Source organism: Bacillus sp. FSL R9-9497, assembly GCF_038005805.1.
Taxonomy (GTDB): Bacteria; Bacillota; Bacilli; order Bacillales; family Bacillaceae_G; genus Bacillus_A; species Bacillus_A cereus.
The window spans coordinates 2,830,668-2,848,650 of record NZ_JBBOTY010000001.1 but is presented as its reverse complement, the minus strand read 5'-3'; the positions used below and the strand labels follow the sequence as shown (position 1 = coordinate 2,848,650).

Below are 17,983 nucleotides of genomic sequence, written 5' to 3'. Positions count from 1 at the left end.
TCAGTAGGGACTTTTTTGTACAAAAAAATAGTAAAGGGGCAAGAGAAATGAGATACATTACAGCTGGAGAATCACATGGACCGCAGTTAACAGTTATTTTAGAAGGTGTACCAGCAGGTTTGACACTTACGGCGGAACATATTAATAAAGAATTATTAAGAAGACAAAAAGGTCATGGACGCGGAAGACGTATGCAAATTGAAACAGATACAGTTGAAATTGTAAGTGGTGTTCGTCACGGGATGACACTTGGATCACCGATTACGTTAATTGTAAAAAATGATGATTTCAAACATTGGACGAAAGTAATGGGTGCAGAGCCAATTTCGGAAAAAGAAAGTAAAGACATGAAACGTACAATTACAAAACCACGTCCCGGACATGCAGATTTAAATGGAGCAATTAAATATGGTCATCGTGATATAAGAAACGTATTAGAGCGGTCATCTGCAAGAGAAACGACAGTTCGTGTAGCTGCTGGTGCAGTTGCAAAACAAATTTTAAGCGAATTAGGCGTGGAAATTGCAGGACATGTTCTTGAAATTGGTGGAGTAAAAGCAAAACATATTTCAAACTTATCAATTGAAGAAATTCAAACAATTACTGAAAACTCACCAGTTCGATGTTTAGATAAAGAAGTAGAGCAAGAAATGATGAATGCGATTGACAACGCAAAAAGTAGTGGAGATTCAATCGGTGGTATTGTGGAAGTCATTGCAGAAGGTATGCCAATTGGCGTTGGTAGTTACGTTCATTACGATCGTAAATTAGATGCAAAACTCGCTGGTGCAATTATGAGTATAAATGCATTTAAAGGTGCTGAAATCGGCGTAGGTTTTGAAGCCGCACGACAACCGGGAAGCAAAGTGCATGATGAAATTCTGTGGGATGAAGAAAAAGGATACACGAGAAAAACGAATAATGCCGGCGGTTTAGAAGGCGGTATGACAACAGGTATGCCAATTATCGTAAGAGGCGTGATGAAGCCAATTCCTACTTTATACAAACCGTTAGCAAGCGTTGATATTGATACGAAAGAAGCATTCCAAGCGAGTATTGAAAGATCTGATAGTTGCGCAGTACCAGCAGCGGGTGTAGTAGCTGAATCTGTTGTGGCATGGGAACTTGCAGATGCACTAGTCGAACAATTCGGAAAAGATCGTATGGAATTATTAAAACAAAACATTATGCAACACAATAACTACGCAAAAGAATTTTAATAAAAAGGTGGGTTTAATGTGCAAGTAAAAGATCAACTATCATCATTACAACCATATAAACCAGGTAAATCACCAGAACAAATGAAAGAAGTGTACGGAGATCATTCGTTTGTGAAATTAGCATCGAATGAAAATCCATTCGGTTGTTCACCGAGAGTTTTAGAAGAGTTGCAAAATTCTTGGTTGGAACATGCTTTATATCCTGACGGAGGTGCTACAACGCTCCGTCAAACAATCGCAGATAAGTTGCATGTGCAAATGGAACAAGTACTTTGTGGTAGTGGTTTAGATGAAGTCATTCAAATCATAAGTCGTGCAGTACTCAAGGCAGGAGATAACATCGTGACAGCTGGTGCGACATTCCCGCAGTACCGTCATCATGCAATTATTGAAGGTTGTGAAGTGAAAGAAATTCCTTTAAATAACGGTGTATACGATTTAGACGAAATTTCATTAGCAGTAAATAATAATACGAAAATCGTATGGATTTGTAATCCGAACAATCCGACAGGCACATATGTGAATGATCGAAAATTGAATCAATTTATTGAAGGTATTAGTGAGAATACGTTAATTGTCATTGATGAAGCGTACTATGAATACGTAACAGCAAAAGATTTCCCAGAGACATTATCGCTTTTAGAAAAACATAAAAACATTCTTGTACTTAGAACGTTTTCTAAAGCGTACGGATTAGCTTCTTTCCGCGTTGGATATGCGATTGGACAGGAAGAGCTAATTGAGAAATTAAATGTCGTACGTTTACCATTTAACGTATCTTCATTAGCGCAAAAAGCAGCTACGATTGCTTTTGGTGATGACGAGTTTATTAAAGAAATAGTTCACGTGAATACAGAAGGATTACAGCAATACGAGAGTTTCTGTAAGGAAAACGAAATACCATTTTATTCGTCACAAACTAATTTCATCTTTTTACCGGTAGATAATGCTGGAGAGATTTATGAAGCTTGTGCACATGCAGGATTTATTATTCGTCCATTCCCAAATGGTGTCCGTATTACAGTTGGAACAAGGGAGCAAAATGAAGGAGTGATTTCAGTGTTAAAACAACACTTTGAAAATAAAAAAAATAAGTCTCGAGATGAGGCCAATGCGTAAAAAGGTAGTATTAATTGGAACAGGTTTAATAGGAGGCTCTCTCGCATTAGCAATTAAGAAAGAGCACGATGTAACAATAACAGGGTACGATATATTTAAAGAGCAAGTAGAGCGTGCAAAAGAATTACACGTAGTAGATGAAATAGCAGGTGATTTACAGCGTGCATGTGAAGAGGCACATTTAATTGTTTTTGCTTCTCCAGTTGAAGAAACGAAGAAGCTATTACACAAACTTGCGTCATTCCGTTTACGAGAAGATGTTATAGTGACTGATGTTGGTAGTACAAAAGGGTCTATTATGAACGAAGCGGAAGCTTTATTTTCAAAGGATGTTTCTTTCATTGGTGGACATCCGATGGCGGGTTCTCATAAAACGGGAGTTGAAAGTGCAAAGGCACATTTATTTGAAAATGCATTTTACATTTTAACACCGATGAATCACGTGCCAAATAAACAAGTGGAAGACCTTAAAGTATGGTTAAAAGGAACAGGGTCACATTTTCTTGTTTTAAATACGGAAGAACATGATTATGTAACAGGGATCGTTAGTCATTTTCCGCATCTTATCGCAGCAGGTTTAGTAAAGCAAGTTGAGAAACATGCAGGAGATAATCCGCTCATTCATCAACTAGCTGCTGGAGGTTTCAAAGACATTACACGTATCGCATCTAGTAGTCCAAAAATGTGGAGTGATATTGTAAAGCAAAATCGAGAGCATTTAATGGTATTATTAAAAGAGTGGATCTCTGAAATGGAAGATTTATATAAAACAGTTTCTACCGGAGATGCAGGCGAGATTCAAAACTATTTTGCAGATGCGAAAGAATACCGTGATTCTTTACCAGTAAGAAAGAGAGGGGCAATTCCTGCCTATCACGACTTATACGTCGATGTATTAGATAAGGTGGGGGCATTGGCTCATATTACGAGCATTTTAGCGCGCGAGGAAATTAGTATTACGAACTTGCAAATATTAGAAGCGCGTGAAGGACTGCTTGGGGTATTACGTATTAGCTTCCAAAGGGAAGAAGATCGTATGAAAGCAAAGCTAGCGCTTGGAGAAGAAGAATACCAAACTTATGAAACAATTTAAATGAGAAGGTGAAAAACGTGAAAGAAAGAACAATACAACCTGTTAATAACGGATTGAATGGCAATATTACAATCCCAGGTGATAAATCCATTTCACACCGTGCTGTTATGTTCGGTTCTATTGCAGAAGGGAAAACAACAATTAAAGGTTTCTTGCCCGGTGCAGACTGTTTAAGTACGATTTCATGTTTTAAAGAAATGGGAGTAGAAATTACGCAAAACGGTGATGAGGTTACTGTAGTTGGTAAAGGATTAGAAGGTTTACAAGAACCGAAAGCTGTATTAGATGTTGGTAATTCTGGTACAACAATCAGATTAATGTCAGGTATATTAGCTAACACACCATTTTTCTCTTGCGTACAAGGTGATGAATCTATCGCAAAAAGACCGATGAAGCGTGTAACAAACCCATTAAAACAAATGGGCGCAAACATAGACGGCCGAGAAGAAGGAACATTTACACCGTTAACAATACGTGGCGGAGATTTAAAAGCAATTGAATATATTTCTCCTGTTGCAAGTGCACAAGTAAAGTCGGCTATTTTACTTGCAGGTCTTCGTGCAGAAGGTGTAACAGCTGTTACAGAACCACATATTTCACGCGACCATACGGAAAGAATGCTCGAAGCATTTGGTGTTAAAGTAACTCGCGAAGGGAAAACAGTGAAGTTGTCAGGTGGACAAAAATTAACAGCAACAGACATTCAAGTGCCAGGTGACGTATCATCAGCAGCATTTTTCTTAGTAGCAGGTGCAATCATCCCAAATAGTAAACTAGTATTACAAAATGTAGGGATGAATCCAACCCGTACAGGTATTATTGATGTTTTAGAAAAAATGGGTGCTACGTTCACTGTAGATCTAATTAACGAAGGGGCATCAGAACCAGCTGCAAATATTACAATCGAAACATCTTCATTAAAAGGAATTGAAATTGGCGGAGATATTATCCCTAGATTAATCGATGAGATTCCTGTAATCGCATTAGCGGCAACGCAAGCAGAAGGAATTACAGTAATTAAAGATGCACATGAATTGAAAGTAAAAGAAACAAACCGTATTGATACAGTCGTTGCTGAGTTAACGAAACTAGGAGCTCGCATAGAAGCAACTGATGACGGTATGATCATTTACGGAAAATCAGCTCTAAAAGGCAATACAGTAAATAGTTATGGTGATCACCGTATCGGAATGATGCTTGCAATTGCTGGTTGCCTGGCAGAAGGAAAAACAATTATTGAAGATGCAGAAGCAGTAGGTGTATCATATCCTACATTCTTTGACGAACTTCAAAAATTAGCTAAATAAAAAGGATGGAAAGCAGATACGTGATGTATCTGCTTTTTTTGTTGAAACGTCCTTGTAGTTTCACTTACCGAATTATAATAGTGAGAATTATGATATAATTCAAACAGGGAATGGAGGAGAATTATATGAATGTCATACAATTAAAAGAAGATAAGTTCAGAGAAGCATTACGTTTATCAGAATACGCTTTTCAATATACAGTAGATGAGGAACGATTACAGCAGCAACTTACAAAAATGAAGGAAAGTCATGAAATATACGGCATTATGGAAGGGGAAGACTTAGCTGCAAAACTACACCTCATCCCGTTTCATATTTACATAGGTAAAGAAAAATTTAAAATGGGTGGCGTTGCAGGAGTAGCGACGTATCCAGAGTACAGAAGAAGTGGGTATGTAAAAGAGCTACTTCAACATTCACTTCAAACAATGAAAAAAGATGGCTTTACAGTCTCTATGTTACATCCATTTGCTGTTTCATTTTACCGTAAATACGGCTGGGAACTTTGTGCGAATCTACTCAAATGTCATATGAGTAAGAGCGATTTAGTGATGAAAAAACAAGTAAATGGTACTGTGAAACGTTTTAATAAAGAAAATCATCCAGAAGAAGTCGAGAAGCTCTATGAAGCATTTGCAGAACGTTTTTCATGTATGTTAGTTCGAGAGAAGAACTGGTGGTTACAAGCGGTTTATGATGATTTAACATTAGCGATTTACTATGATGAAAATAAAAAGGCAGCAGGTTACATGTTATACAAAATAGAAAACTATAAAATGACAGTAGAAGAATTTGTACCACTGCATAATGAAGCAAGAAATGGTCTGTGGAACTTTATTTGTCAGCATGATTCTATGATTAAAGAAATTGAAATGACAGTAAGTGAAAGCGAATCGTTATTATATTCATTGCAAGAGCCACGCGTGAAGACAGAAATAAAACCATATTTTATGGGAAGAATTGTAGATGTGGAGCAGTTTTTAAAACAATATGAGTTGAATTGGAACAATGTACAGCAAGAAGTGATCCTAAACATTACAGATGCATTTGCTCCGTGGAATAACATAACAGTGAGACTTGCAAATCATGAAATAACAATTGTAGAAGAAAAAACTGAAAAAGGAATTAAACTGGATATAACTGCGTTATCGGCAATAATGCTTGGATATAAACGGCCATTAGAACTAAATGAACTTGAATTCATTAGTGGAAGTGACGAGGCAATACGATCATTTGAGAATTTAGTACCAGTGCGTAAGCCGTTTATTTATGATTTCTTTTAATTTGCATGTATGAAGGCGGGCTATCCCAAGTGAAATTTTGGGATAGCCTCCTCTTATATTGTGAACTTCTTTCGTTAAGTCGATATATCCTGAGAATCGCTGATATAATTAGAGTTTCGCTGATATATCCTGAGAATCGCTGATATAATTAGAGTTTCGCTGATATATCCTGAGAATCGCTGATATAATTAGAGTTTCGCTGATATATCCTGAGAATCGCTGATATAATTAGAGTTTCGCTGATATATCCTGAGAATCGCTGATATAATTAGAGTTTCGCTGATATATCCTGAGAATCGCTGATATAATTAGAGTTTCGCTGATATATCCTGAGAATCGCTGATATAATTAGAGTTTCGCTGATATATCCTGAGAATCGCTGATATAATTAGAGTTTCGCTGATATATCCTGAGAATCGCTGATATAATTAGAGTTTCGCTGATATATCCTGAAAATCGCTGATATAATTTTAAATTGCGCCAATATATCTAGAAAATCGCTCATATAATTTCATTCATAAATAGGGGATAAAAAATCACAGCTATACTTTGCCACACACTTGACTTTTAGCGCATCTAATTTATAATTAAAAACGGAATGAATTTTCATTCCTGGAAATTGAGGTGGAAAAATGGCTAAAAACAAACAAGAAGATATTTTTGATGCTGCAATACAACTTTTTGCAGAACGAGGTTATGATGGTACAACAATTCCCATGATTGCTGAAAAAGCAAAAGTAGGTGCAGGTACAATTTACCGTTATTTTGAAAATAAAGAAGCGCTTGTTAATTCTTTATTTACGAAAAGTGTTTTACAACTATCGGAATTAATAAAAAATGATTTCCCGGTCGACGCAAATATTCGTGAACAGTTTAGCCATACATACAACCGTTTATTTGAATTTGCGAGACAAAATGCAGATGCTTTTCTTTTTACAAATTCTCACTGTGATAGTTATTTTCTAGATGAACATAGTAATGAAATATTCGAGGACTTCATGGGTTTCTTCATGAACTTGATTGAAGATGGAATCGAAAAAGGTTTGCTTCGTCCATTACCACCAATTGCTTTAATTATTATTGTATATCAACCAATAGAAAAATTAATTAAAGTAATGGAAACAGGGCAGTTAGAATATACAGATGAATTGGTAAAGGAATTGGAAGAAAGTTGTTGGAATGCTATTAGAATCATTTGATTCTATAGCGTTATAAGGACAGGAATGAACATTCATTCCGAAAAAAGGTATGAAAAAGAATAACAGGAGATAATAAATCTTTATAACCGAAGGAATGAATATTCATTCCGATTTACCTAGTTTAATAAAGTTAATTAATAATTTAATAGAATGATAGGAATGAACGTTCATTCCGAAAATTGTTTTCAAAAGAGTAGAAATGAATATTCATTCCACATGTGAATTTCATATTGGGAGATGATTCAAATGAGCAAGTTAAAAAGTTGGAGAAGTTTATCTTTTCTATTATGGATAGTTATTACTATTACAATGGTCGTAACGATGCCTAATATGGATCAATTAGTGAAAGAAAAAGGGAAAATTACAATCCCTAATACAAAGCAAAGCAGTATTGCTGACAAGATGATGAAAGAGATGGATAAAGAAGGGGTTGAAAAGTATGAAATTATAGCCGTTTTTAATAGTGGCAATAAGGCAGCTTTAACAGATGAACAAAAAAAGGAAATAACAAAAACAATCAACGCCCTGCAAAATGAAAAAGAGCAATTAGGAATTAAGGAAGTTGTTTCACATTTAGACAATAAAGACTTGGAGAAACAATTAGTTTCTAAAGATAATACGACTATTTTAACGCAAATATCGATAGATAAAAAACATGGTGAAATATCAAAAGTTTCAAATAATCTTCATGAAAAAGTGCAAACGAAAGGGGTAAAAACGTATTTAACAGGAAGTGACTTAATAGCGGGTGATTTTCTTAAATCCTCTCAAGAGGGAGTGAAAAAGACAGAAGTTATTTCAATCATTTTCATTCTTGTAGTATTAATCCTCGTATTCCGTTCACCAGTTGTTCCAATTGTTTCTCTTCTTACAGTTGGTATATCGTATTTAGTTTCAATGGGGATTATTGCCCAGCTTGTAGATCAATTTAATTTTCCATTCTCAAACTTTACACAAGTGTTCGTAGTCGTCGTCCTGTTTGGGGTAGGAACAGATTATAACATTTTATTATATACGAGGTTTAAAGAAGAATTAAGTAAACAAGAAAATGCATTTTTAGCTACGAAAGAAACATTCAAATCAGCAGGTAAAACTGTATTATATAGCGGAATAGCGGTGCTAATTGGTTTTGCATCACTTGCGTTAGCAAGTTTTAAATTATATCAATCTACTTCAGCGGTAGCAATTGGTGTTTTAGTATTATTACTCGTATTAACGACTTTAAATCCATTTTTTATGGTGCTTTTAGGAAAAGGAATGTTTTATCCAGTTAAAACATTTAAAGGTCATGAGGATAGTCGCTTATGGGGATTCTTTGCGAAAAACTCAGTAGCAAGGCCATTTGTCGCTTTAATCATCGTATTCGTAATATCGATTCCTTTCGTATTAAAATACTCTAATACACTTAATTACAATGATTTATTTGAAGTGGATAATAAGTATGAATCAAAGATGGGTATTAACGTAATAGAAGATCATTTTCCGCCTGGTTTCTCTTCACCGAGTACATTAGTCATTCAATCTGATAAAAAGCTGGATGAAGGAACTTCTCTACAAATTTTAGATGAATTAACTGATAAAATTTCGAAAGTTAAAGGTGTGTCAGAAGTATATGCACCAACACGTCCAACTGGTGAGAAGATAAAAGAATTATATTTAAATAAGCAAGCGGGAGAATTGAATACAGGATTAGGAGATGCCGATGGTGGCATAAAGGAAATTAATGATGGATTAACGGATGCGAAAAATAAAATGGGAAGTAATGATTCAAATAGTCTTGCGAATGTTCAAAAATTAATTGATGGAACGAACGAGGCGAAAAACGGGGTATCAGCATTAGGAACAGCTTTACATCAATTATCAAATGGCATAAACGACGGTGTACAAGGAGCACAGCAAATTGAGAGTGGTTTAGCTTCAGTAAACGAAAATATAAATGTTCTATCTAATGCAACGTCGCAGCTGCATGCTGGTTATGCACAGTTAGAAAAAGGTTTAAACTCTTACGATCAATACTTCGGAAGTATTTCTCAAGCGATTGATGGTGCGAAAAAGGGGTATGAACAAATTGAAATGTTAATGACCAATTTCGTTCAAACGAAACCGGAATTAGCGAATGATCCAAACATACAACAAACGATAGGAATTGCTAAAGAGGCTCAAAAGAAATTAAGCGTACTTTCAAATGAATTAAATCAATTAGCAACGCAGCACAAAACGGCGATGAGTTCATTTAAAGAAGCGAATCAATCGTTACTGAAAGTGGATAACGGCTTAAAAGAAATGAGCAATGGAGTTAATAAGTTACAAAAGGGAGCAGCCGATCTTAAAAATGGATTAAATGAAGGTTCTTCAGGTTCAAAACAAATTGCAAATAAATCAGTTGAGTTACAATCTGGATTAACGAAAATAAACGATGGGCAAGGACAACTTTTAACGGGCCTTAAAGACCTGCAAGAAAAGATGGGGCAATTACAATCTGGTTTATCTAAAAGTACAGAAGGGCTTGGAAAAGTAAGTAATGGCCTGCATGACGCACAGAAATATTTAGGGGAGCTCAATGAATCGAAGAGCTCTGAGAAGTTTTATATTCCAAAAGAAGTGCTAGAGGGAGAAGATTTCCAAAAAGCATTGAACACGTACATGTCACAGGATAGAAAAATTGCTAAAATGACTATCATTTTAGATGTAAATCCGTATTCAAAAGAAGCGATGCCAATTATTCAAGAAATCAATAAAACAATCGATGGCACTGTAAAGGGAACGGAATTACATGATGCGAAAACAGCAATTGGCGGAACAACAGCTAGAAACGTTGATTTAAAAGAAGTAACAGGGCAAGATTTCTTACGTACAGCTACGATTATGTTGATTGGCATTGCGATTGTATTAATCGTAATTACACGCTCATTACTAAACACAATATTTATTATTGGCTCATTACTATTGGCGTACTTTGCATCACTCGGTATAAGCGAACAAATTAGTGCACATGTATTACATGTAGAGTCATTAAGCTGGAATGTTCCATTCTTTAGCTTCATTATGATTGTCGCTTTAGGAGTGGATTATAGTATTTTCGTAATGATGCGCTATAACGAGGTAGAAGGGGATTCGGTAACGAAAATTGTAACTGCATCTCGTCATATAGGAGGAGTTGTATTATCAGCTGCGCTAATTTTAGGCGGGACATTTGCAGCATTAATTCCATCAGGTGTATTAACACTTATACAAGTTGCGTCAGTAGTTGGTGTTGCACTTCTTCTATTAGCTTTAATTGTGATGCCGATATTATTACCGGCGTTAATAGGGTTAACGAGTAAAATGAAGAGTTACAAAGAGAAAATAATAAATACGAAATAAGAAGAGACTGTAGGGAATGATTTCTCTACAGTTTTTTCGGTATATAATATTTCAGATGAAAATGAATCCGATATATTACAGAATGAGTAGTGAAAGGTTATATGAGAAAGAGGTCGATGATATACATACAAATAGCTAGGGGAATGGACAAAAACTATCCGATTTCATTGTAGAAAGGTAATCAACCGTTGCTATTCATCCAGCTTCTACTATATAATAGCTATAGTCTACAATAATTGAGTCGTAATATGCGATTTTTTAAGACAATCGGTGAGAAAACGCTGAAATAAGCGGTATTAGTAGGAGGACACAAATGATTACAGTAAGTAACGTTAGTTTGCGTTTCGCGGATCGCAAATTATTTGAAGATGTTAACATAAAATTCACGCCAGGTAACTGCTACGGTTTAATCGGAGCAAACGGTGCTGGTAAATCTACATTCCTAAAGATTTTATCTGGAGAAATTGAACCATCAACAGGTGACATACATATTACGCCAGGTGAGCGTCTAGCAGTATTAAAACAGAACCACTTCGAATATGAAGAGTTCCCAGTATTAGAAACAGTAATTATGGGTCACACGCAACTTTACAAAGTAATGCAAGAGAAAAATGCTATTTACATGAAAGAAGACTTTAGTGATGAAGATGGAATGCGCGCTGCTGAACTTGAAGGTGAGTTCGCTGAGCTTAACGGTTGGGAAGCTGAGTCAGAAGCTGCAATTCTTCTTAAAGGTTTAGGTATTGGTGAAGACCTTCATGATAAGAAATTGTCAGAATTAACTGGGGCAGAGAAAGTAAAAGTATTACTTGCTCAAGCTTTATTCGGTCAACCTGACATTCTATTATTAGATGAGCCTACCAACCACTTGGACTTAAAAGCGATTCAATGGTTAGAAAACTTCTTAATGAACTTTGAAAACACAGTTATCGTAGTATCCCATGACCGTCACTTCTTAAATAAAGTATGTACGCACATGGCTGACCTTGATTTCGGTAAAATTCAACTTTATGTTGGTAACTATGACTTCTGGTATGAGTCAAGCCAATTAGCTTTAAAATTAACACAAGATGCTAATAAGAAAAAAGAAGAGAAAGTAAAAGAGTTACAAAACTTCATTGCACGCTTTAGTTCAAACGCTTCTAAAGCGAAACAAGCAACTTCTCGTAAAAAATTATTAGACAAAATTACATTAGATGATATTAGACCGTCATCACGTCGTTACCCATTCGTTGGCTTCACACCTGAGCGTGAAGTAGGAAATGACTTATTAACTGTTGAAGGTCTTTCTAAAACAATTGATGGTGAAAAAGTGTTAGATAATGTGTACTTCACTTTAAATAAAGGTGATAAAGTTGCATTTATCGGCCGTAACGATATTGCGATGACAACATTATTTAAAATTCTTATGGGTGAAATGGAGCCGGATAGCGGTTCATTCAAATGGGGTGTTACAACCTCTCAATCTTACTTCCCAAGAGATAACTCTAAGTACTTTGAGAACAGTGATTACAACTTAGTTGAATGGTTACGTCAATTCTCTCCACAAGATGAGTCTGAAAGCTTCTTACGTGGTTTCTTAGGCCGTATGTTATTCTCAGGTGAAGAAGTTAAGAAGAACGTTTCTGTATTATCTGGAGGCGAAAAAGTTCGTTGTATGTTATCTAAAATGATGTTAAGTGGTGCGAACGTAATCACACTTGACGATCCAACGAACCACTTAGACCTTGAGTCAATTACAGCATTAAACAACGGTTTAATTGCATTCAAAGGTACAATCTTATTCACATCTCATGACCATCAGTTCGTGCAAACAATTGCAAACCGCATTATCGAAGTAACACCAAACGGTGTAATCGATAAAGAGGCTACTTATGATGAGTTCTTAGAAAATGAGGAACTTCAAAAACAAGTAGATGCAATGTACAAAGGTCAATAATATATAATGAAAAAACTCGCTCTTTTTAGAGCGAGTTTTTTTGTCGAGAAAATGTAACATCGCTGGTCGGTCAAATGAATAATTATTCAAATATAATATTAATGAACAGGAGAATTCTTTCATGTATGGAAGGGATGTAATGACTTTAAGATTTAAAGAGTTAGTTGAAGAAGGGAAATGTAAGTGGAGTAATATAATCAAATCGTATTATTTTGTCATGTGAAATATGTACCAAATTTGGAGATAGAATAGTTTGCGAATGAGTTTATAAAGGTATATAGTATGGAGTGTCATAATTAGTGGATGAATCTTGGGAGAAAACAGGAAATGTTACAAATTTATTTTGTTAAATAGAAACCAAGGTCAAAATGTCTAGAAAGAAATAGTTGAATAAATACTAGCTTCAAATTATAATTACTAATATTCTTCATATAGTTAAATAAAGATAATCTATTTGAAGAAGAAAATTTGAATAGAGAGACAGACTTATAAAAAAATAAGCCTTGGATGATCAAAAGAGGTGGAGAAATGAAACAGTTCTTATTAAAGAGCAAAAGTGTGTTAAGCAATCATTTTGGATTCTTTCTGTTTGCCGTTATTTTATTGTGGCTCAAAACATATGCAGCTTATGTAACAGAATTCAATTTAGGAATTTCAAACACAATCCAAAAATTCTTGCTGTTTTTTAACCCGCTTAGTTCAGCAGTTCTATTTTTAGGACTAGCATTATTTGCAAAAGGGAAACGATCTTATATTTGGTTAATTATCATTAATTTGTTATTGTCGATTCTTTTATACGCAAACGTAGTATACTATCGCTTTTTCAGTGACTTTATTACGTTCCCGACATTAACACAAACGAATAACTTTGGAGATTTAGGTGGTAGTATTCTTGCATTGCTACATCTTTATGATCCATTATACTTCTTAGACACGATTATATTAATTGTGTTAGTCGCAACAAAATTTGCAAATCCAAAACCAATTCGTGTTGCGAAGCATAAATTATCTCTAGTATTTGTAGCAGGTATTTTATTATTCAGTGTTAACTTAGGTCTTGCAGAGTCTGACCGTCCTGAATTATTAACAAGAACGTTTGACCGTAATTATATTGTGAAATATTTAGGTGCATACAACTACACAATTTATGATGGAATTCAAAGTGCGAAAGCATCGACAGAACGAGCATTAGCTGATGGTGATAATATGACAGAAGTACGAAATTATTTAACATCAACTTATGCAAGTCCAAATCCTGAGTATTTCGGTAAAGGAAAGGGAATGAACGTAATTTACATTCATTTAGAGTCATTCCAAAACTTCTTAATTGATTACAAATTAAATGGTCAAGAAGTTACACCGTTCTTAAACTCATTTACAAAAGATGCGAATACACTTTATTTTGATAACTTCTTCCATCAAACAGGACAAGGGAAAACATCTGATGCGGAGTTTATGTTAGAGAATTCAATGTTTGGTTTACCGCAAGGTTCTGTCTTTACAACGAAATCTCATAATACGTATCAATCAGCACCAGCTATTTTAGGACAACAAGGATACACATCAGCAGTATTCCACGGTAACTACAAAACATTCTGGAACCGTGATGATATTTATAAATCATTTGGTTTTAATAAATTCTTTGATGCGTCATACTACGATATGAATGAAAAAGACGTAGTAAACTACGGGTTAAAAGATAAACCGTTCTTTAATGAATCTATTCCGTTATTACAAACGTTGAAACAACCGTTCTATACGAAGTTTATTACGTTATCGAACCATTTCCCTTATCCAATCGATAAGGCAGAAGCAACGATTGAACCAGCAACAACAGGTGATTCATCAGTAGATACGTACTTCCAAACAGCACGCTATTTAGACGAATCTGTAAAAGGCTTCATCGATTACTTGAAACAATCTGGTTTATATGATAACTCAATTATTGTTATGTACGGAGACCATTACGGCATTTCAGATAATCATAACGCAGCAATGTCAAAAGTAATGGGTAAAGAAATGAACTCATTTGAAAATGCACAGTTACAACGTGTACCATTAATCGTTCGTGTACCAGGAGTGAAAGGTGGCGTACAACATCAATATGGTGGTGAAATTGACGTTCTTCCAACGCTATTACACTTACTAGGTACAGATACAAAGAATTATGTTCAATTCGGTTCTGATTTATTATCACCAGATCATAAACAAGTCGTTGCGTTCCGTAACGGTAACTACGTAAGCCCAACAGTTACTGCACTAAACGGCAAATACTATGATACAACTACTGGAAAACCTGTAGAATTTACAGATGAAATAAAGAAAAATGAACAAATGGTTCAAAACTCACTAAAATACTCTGACCAAGTCGTAAATGGTGACTTATTACGATTCTACACACCGGAAGGATTCACTCCAGTAGATCGTTCGAAGTATAACTATAACAACCGTGATAAAAACAAAACAAAGGTAAAAACGACTCCGGAAGGGGAAGCTAAATAATAAAAGGCGCTATTCATATGAATAGCGCCTTTTATTTGTAAATATACCATCATTATGAGACAGAACCAGCTGTTGCTTTTTGTTTTGCCTTTCCGAAGAAAACTACACCGACGATGATAATAATGATAAATGCCCATTTAACGAAAGGGTTACTTTCGAAAAATCCAGCGAACCACTTCTCATCTACAATCATTTTCGCGGCAGTATAAGCTAAAACGGCTGCTCCGATCGTAATGATGACAGGAAAACGATCCACCCATTTTAAAATTAATGTACTGCCCCATACGACTACTGGAATAGACACTAATAGTCCGATGATTACTAAAGAAAAGTTACCATGGGCAGCTCCTGCAACAGCGAGTACATTATCAATGCCCATTAACGCATCAGCAATAATAATGGTTTTAATAGCAGACCAAAATCCTTCTTCGGCTTTAATATCATGATTTTTGCCCTCAGCGATCAGCTTGTAAGCGATCCAAATAAGAAGTACACCACCAATTAGGAGTAATCCAGGTATTTTTAATAACCAAACGACAACTAAGGTAGCGAGGGCCCTAATAGCGATTGCTCCAATGGTTCCCCAAATGATAACTTTCTTTTGTTGGTCTTTCGGTAATCTTCTTGCTGCTAATCCAATTACAATGGCGTTATCTCCGGCTAACACTAAATCGATTACAATAATGGCAAGCAAGGCAGACAAATATTCAGATGAAAGAAAATCCATATACATATCACTCCTTAAGAGTAATATGTGCTAAAGTGTTGATAATATAAAAAAAAGGATTGAAATTGTATATTCAATCCTTTTTTGACTGTATTCTGATATGTATGTTTTTATTTTGAATAAGTCGCTTTTGTAGTTTTTTACTTATCGCGTTTCTTTCTTAAATTGATTCCAAGCTTCTTCAGTTTGCACTATAAATACGATTATATAACATCCACTTATTTAAACTAGGTTAAAGATAGCATGTGATATTTCAAAGTTAAATTTATTTGATAAAAGGAAAGGGACGTATACTATTGATATGGTGCAAGCGTGTATAGGTTTTCTCTATAAGGAAATTCTAAAAACGATAAAAAAGACTTGATAACCTACTAGAGGGAATCAAGTCTTTTCATTACATACGATTATCATGCCAGAAGTTTAATGGGAAGTGTTCGTTCTCATTATACGCTTCTAATTCATATCCTTTTTCTTTCAGTCCTTTAATAATTCCAGGTACTGCTTTTACTGATTGTGGATGAATATCATGCATAAGGATAACTTCTGTTGGATTTGTAGAATGAGCTAGAACGTTTTCTACAATTTTAGCAGATGCAGCATCAACTTGCATTTTGTTATATTTCCAGTCTAAAGAATCAATTGTCCAATCCCAAACTTTTAAGCCATTTTCTACAACTTTGTTGCGAAGAGCTTCGTTTAATCCTGGCATAGAGCCGTAAGATGGACGAGTTAATACTGGTGATTTACCTAAAACACCAGCGATTAAGCCTTGGTCTTCCTTCATTTCATCTACGTAATGACCTTCAGTGTAAAGTTTCTTGTAGTTATGAGTCATACTGTGCATCCCAACGTAGTGGCCTTCAGCATCTTCGCGTTTTACAAGATCAGGGAAAGCTTTTACGTTTGAACCAATTAGGAAGAATGTTGCTTTTGCATTTTCTTTCTTTAACATATCTAAAAGCTCAGCTGTGTATTTTCCAGGACCGTCATCAAATGTTAAATAAGCGACTTTTCTAACTTGCCCGTTATAATGTTTTGGAGCTTCTTTCGGAGCAAGAGATGTTTGAATCTCACTTACAAGTTGAACAGATTTTGCTTCATCTTCTGTACTAGCTAGAGCAGTATGTACTGATCCAAAAGCCACTTCGTATGTGAATAATACCCCCGCACAAACTAACATAGCCCTTTTTACTAAAGTTGTCATTCGAATTCCATTGTGCATAATTTTCCTTCTCTCTATAAAAGTTCTACTCTACTATATTAGCAATTATAGGTAGGGAAATGCAAAAAAACTTTTTTACAAGTGTAAAAAAGTTTACTCAAAAGTATGCAAGATTTTATATCAATTGCAGTTTTGAAAAATAGAATGAATTTAAACTTTATTATTTAAACTTTCAATCACCAAATCATATTTTCGTATCACTTCGTTTTCGTTCCAATTATTGATTCGAATATTTTTGATTTTTATTAAAATATTGATAAAGAAACAATTACATGAAAAAAGGAGCGGGAATATGAATAATTATATTTGCACTACATGTGGAGTACAGTATCCCGAAAATGAATAAGCACCTTCTCGCTGTAAAATTTGTAATGAGGAAAGGCCATATGTTAATCAAATTGGGCAGTCATGGATAACATTAGAAACAATGCAAAATAGCAATTTATACTAAAGTCCTATTGTTTATTAACTAATAGGTCTTTCAACTTAGGAAGCTCACACTAATGAGGGATGTTAAAGGGAATATATGTAACTTATACTAATTACTATAAAGCTTTGAAAAATGAAAAGGAGGAGATTTGCATGAAGAATTGGGTTCGATTTAGAATTGCAAGACCAACAGATAAATTTGAAGAAGTGATCAGTTTTTATGAAACAGGATTAGGACTAAAACGTATAGGGGAATTTCAAAATCACGAAGGATATGACGGGGTTATGTTTGGATTACCAGATGAAGAGTATCATTTGGAGTTTACTACACATGTTAATGGAAGTCCATGTCCGGCACCGACAAAAGATAATTTACTAGTTTTTTATATGCCTAATAAAGATGAAATTGAAAAGATAGTGAATCGATTAAGTAATATGGGCTATCATGAGGTGGAACCAGAAAACCCGTATTGGATAGAAAAGGGAACCACAATAGAGGATCCCGATGGTTGGAGAATTGTGCTTATGAATGCATCTGAATAAGGAAACTATTTTCATATGAAATAGAGTGTAACAAAAT

General features: G+C 35.0%; 12 protein-coding genes. 10 read left to right on the top strand and 2 right to left on the bottom strand.

Features of this window, described 5'->3' with window-relative positions; translation table 11 throughout:
* Nucleotides 1-47 precede the first annotated feature (47 nt).
* The 9 genes from aroC (at nucleotide 48) to MKY21_RS14700 (ending at nucleotide 15,025) form a co-directional block, all read left to right on the top strand.
* Nucleotides 48-1,220, top strand: a complete 1,173-nt coding sequence (aroC, locus tag MKY21_RS14740) for a chorismate synthase (RefSeq protein WP_001269424.1) — start codon at nucleotides 48-50, stop codon at nucleotides 1,218-1,220.
* 18 nt (nucleotides 1,221-1,238) lie between these two features.
* Nucleotides 1,239-2,339: a histidinol-phosphate transaminase gene (hisC, locus tag MKY21_RS14735; RefSeq protein ID WP_001197277.1), complete on the top strand. Its 1,101-nt coding sequence runs from the start codon at nucleotides 1,239-1,241 to the stop codon at nucleotides 2,337-2,339.
* Entirely contained in the window at nucleotides 2,332-3,432 is a 1,101-nt protein-coding gene (gene tyrA, locus MKY21_RS14730) for a prephenate dehydrogenase (RefSeq protein ID WP_044797278.1), read from the top strand. Before hisC ends, tyrA begins: the two co-directional genes overlap by 8 nt.
* Before the next feature lie 17 nt (nucleotides 3,433-3,449).
* A complete protein-coding gene (gene aroA, locus MKY21_RS14725; RefSeq protein WP_000664630.1) occupies nucleotides 3,450-4,739 on the top strand; it encodes a 3-phosphoshikimate 1-carboxyvinyltransferase in 1,290 nt (429 codons plus the stop codon).
* 125 nt (nucleotides 4,740-4,864) lie between these two features.
* The gene (locus tag MKY21_RS14720; protein WP_001100933.1) at nucleotides 4,865-6,022 is read left to right on the top strand and encodes a GNAT family N-acetyltransferase; all 1,158 of its coding nucleotides are present in this window, start codon (nucleotides 4,865-4,867) and stop codon (nucleotides 6,020-6,022) included.
* A 632-nt stretch (nucleotides 6,023-6,654) separates the two neighbouring features.
* Nucleotides 6,655-7,221 carry a TetR/AcrR family transcriptional regulator gene (locus tag MKY21_RS14715; RefSeq protein WP_001107290.1) on the top strand — a complete coding sequence of 189 codons (567 nt, stop codon included), beginning with the start codon at nucleotides 6,655-6,657 and terminating at the stop codon, nucleotides 7,219-7,221.
* Between the two features lie 246 nt (nucleotides 7,222-7,467).
* Complete coding sequence (locus tag MKY21_RS14710; protein WP_016118102.1) at nucleotides 7,468-10,584, top strand: MMPL family transporter; 3,117 nt, start codon at nucleotides 7,468-7,470, stop codon at nucleotides 10,582-10,584.
* Nucleotides 10,585-10,897: 313 nt separating this feature from the next.
* Nucleotides 10,898-12,523, top strand: a complete 1,626-nt coding sequence (locus MKY21_RS14705) for an ABC-F family ATP-binding cassette domain-containing protein (protein ID WP_000633864.1) — start codon at nucleotides 10,898-10,900, stop codon at nucleotides 12,521-12,523.
* 528 nt (nucleotides 12,524-13,051) lie between these two features.
* Complete coding sequence (locus tag MKY21_RS14700; protein ID WP_000808770.1) at nucleotides 13,052-15,025, top strand: LTA synthase family protein; 1,974 nt, start codon at nucleotides 13,052-13,054, stop codon at nucleotides 15,023-15,025.
* Nucleotides 15,026-15,077: 52 nt separating this feature from the next.
* Here the strand turns inward: MKY21_RS14700 and MKY21_RS14695 are convergent, their stop codons facing one another.
* Both MKY21_RS14695 and MKY21_RS14690 read right to left on the bottom strand, forming a co-directional pair.
* Nucleotides 15,078-15,752 (bottom strand): TerC family protein, encoded by a 675-nt coding sequence (locus tag MKY21_RS14695; protein ID WP_000346955.1) that lies wholly within the window; start codon nucleotides 15,750-15,752, stop codon nucleotides 15,078-15,080.
* Nucleotides 15,753-16,146: 394 nt separating this feature from the next.
* Nucleotides 16,147-16,974 (bottom strand): peptidoglycan-N-acetylglucosamine deacetylase, encoded by an 828-nt coding sequence (locus MKY21_RS14690; RefSeq protein ID WP_000551451.1) that lies wholly within the window; start codon nucleotides 16,972-16,974, stop codon nucleotides 16,147-16,149.
* Nucleotides 16,975-17,556: 582 nt separating this feature from the next.
* On the opposite strand from MKY21_RS14690, the gene MKY21_RS14685 reads away from it, so the two are divergent.
* Complete coding sequence (locus tag MKY21_RS14685) at nucleotides 17,557-17,946, top strand: VOC family protein (protein ID WP_000800682.1); 390 nt, start codon at nucleotides 17,557-17,559, stop codon at nucleotides 17,944-17,946.
* Nucleotides 17,947-17,983 lie beyond the last annotated feature (37 nt).

Bases quoted from the DNA above. Each gene is read 5' to 3' on its own strand.
- MKY21_RS14690 (WP_000551451.1), bottom strand. From the start codon at position 16,974: ATGCACAATGGAATTCGAATGACAACTTTAGTAAAAAGGGCTATGTTA.
- MKY21_RS14715 (WP_001107290.1), top strand. From the start codon at position 6,655: ATGGCTAAAAACAAACAAGAAGATATTTTTGATGCTGCAATACAACTT.
- aroC (WP_001269424.1), top strand. From the start codon at position 48: ATGAGATACATTACAGCTGGAGAATCACATGGACCGCAGTTAACAGTT.
- MKY21_RS14720 (WP_001100933.1), top strand. From the start codon at position 4,865: ATGAATGTCATACAATTAAAAGAAGATAAGTTCAGAGAAGCATTACGT.
- MKY21_RS14685 (WP_000800682.1), top strand. From the start codon at position 17,557: ATGAAGAATTGGGTTCGATTTAGAATTGCAAGACCAACAGATAAATTT.
- MKY21_RS14695 (WP_000346955.1), bottom strand. From the start codon at position 15,752: ATGGATTTTCTTTCATCTGAATATTTGTCTGCCTTGCTTGCCATTATT.
- tyrA (WP_044797278.1), top strand. From the start codon at position 2,332: ATGCGTAAAAAGGTAGTATTAATTGGAACAGGTTTAATAGGAGGCTCT.
- MKY21_RS14705 (WP_000633864.1), top strand. From the start codon at position 10,898: ATGATTACAGTAAGTAACGTTAGTTTGCGTTTCGCGGATCGCAAATTA.
- MKY21_RS14710 (WP_016118102.1), top strand. From the start codon at position 7,468: ATGAGCAAGTTAAAAAGTTGGAGAAGTTTATCTTTTCTATTATGGATA.
- MKY21_RS14700 (WP_000808770.1), top strand. From the start codon at position 13,052: ATGAAACAGTTCTTATTAAAGAGCAAAAGTGTGTTAAGCAATCATTTT.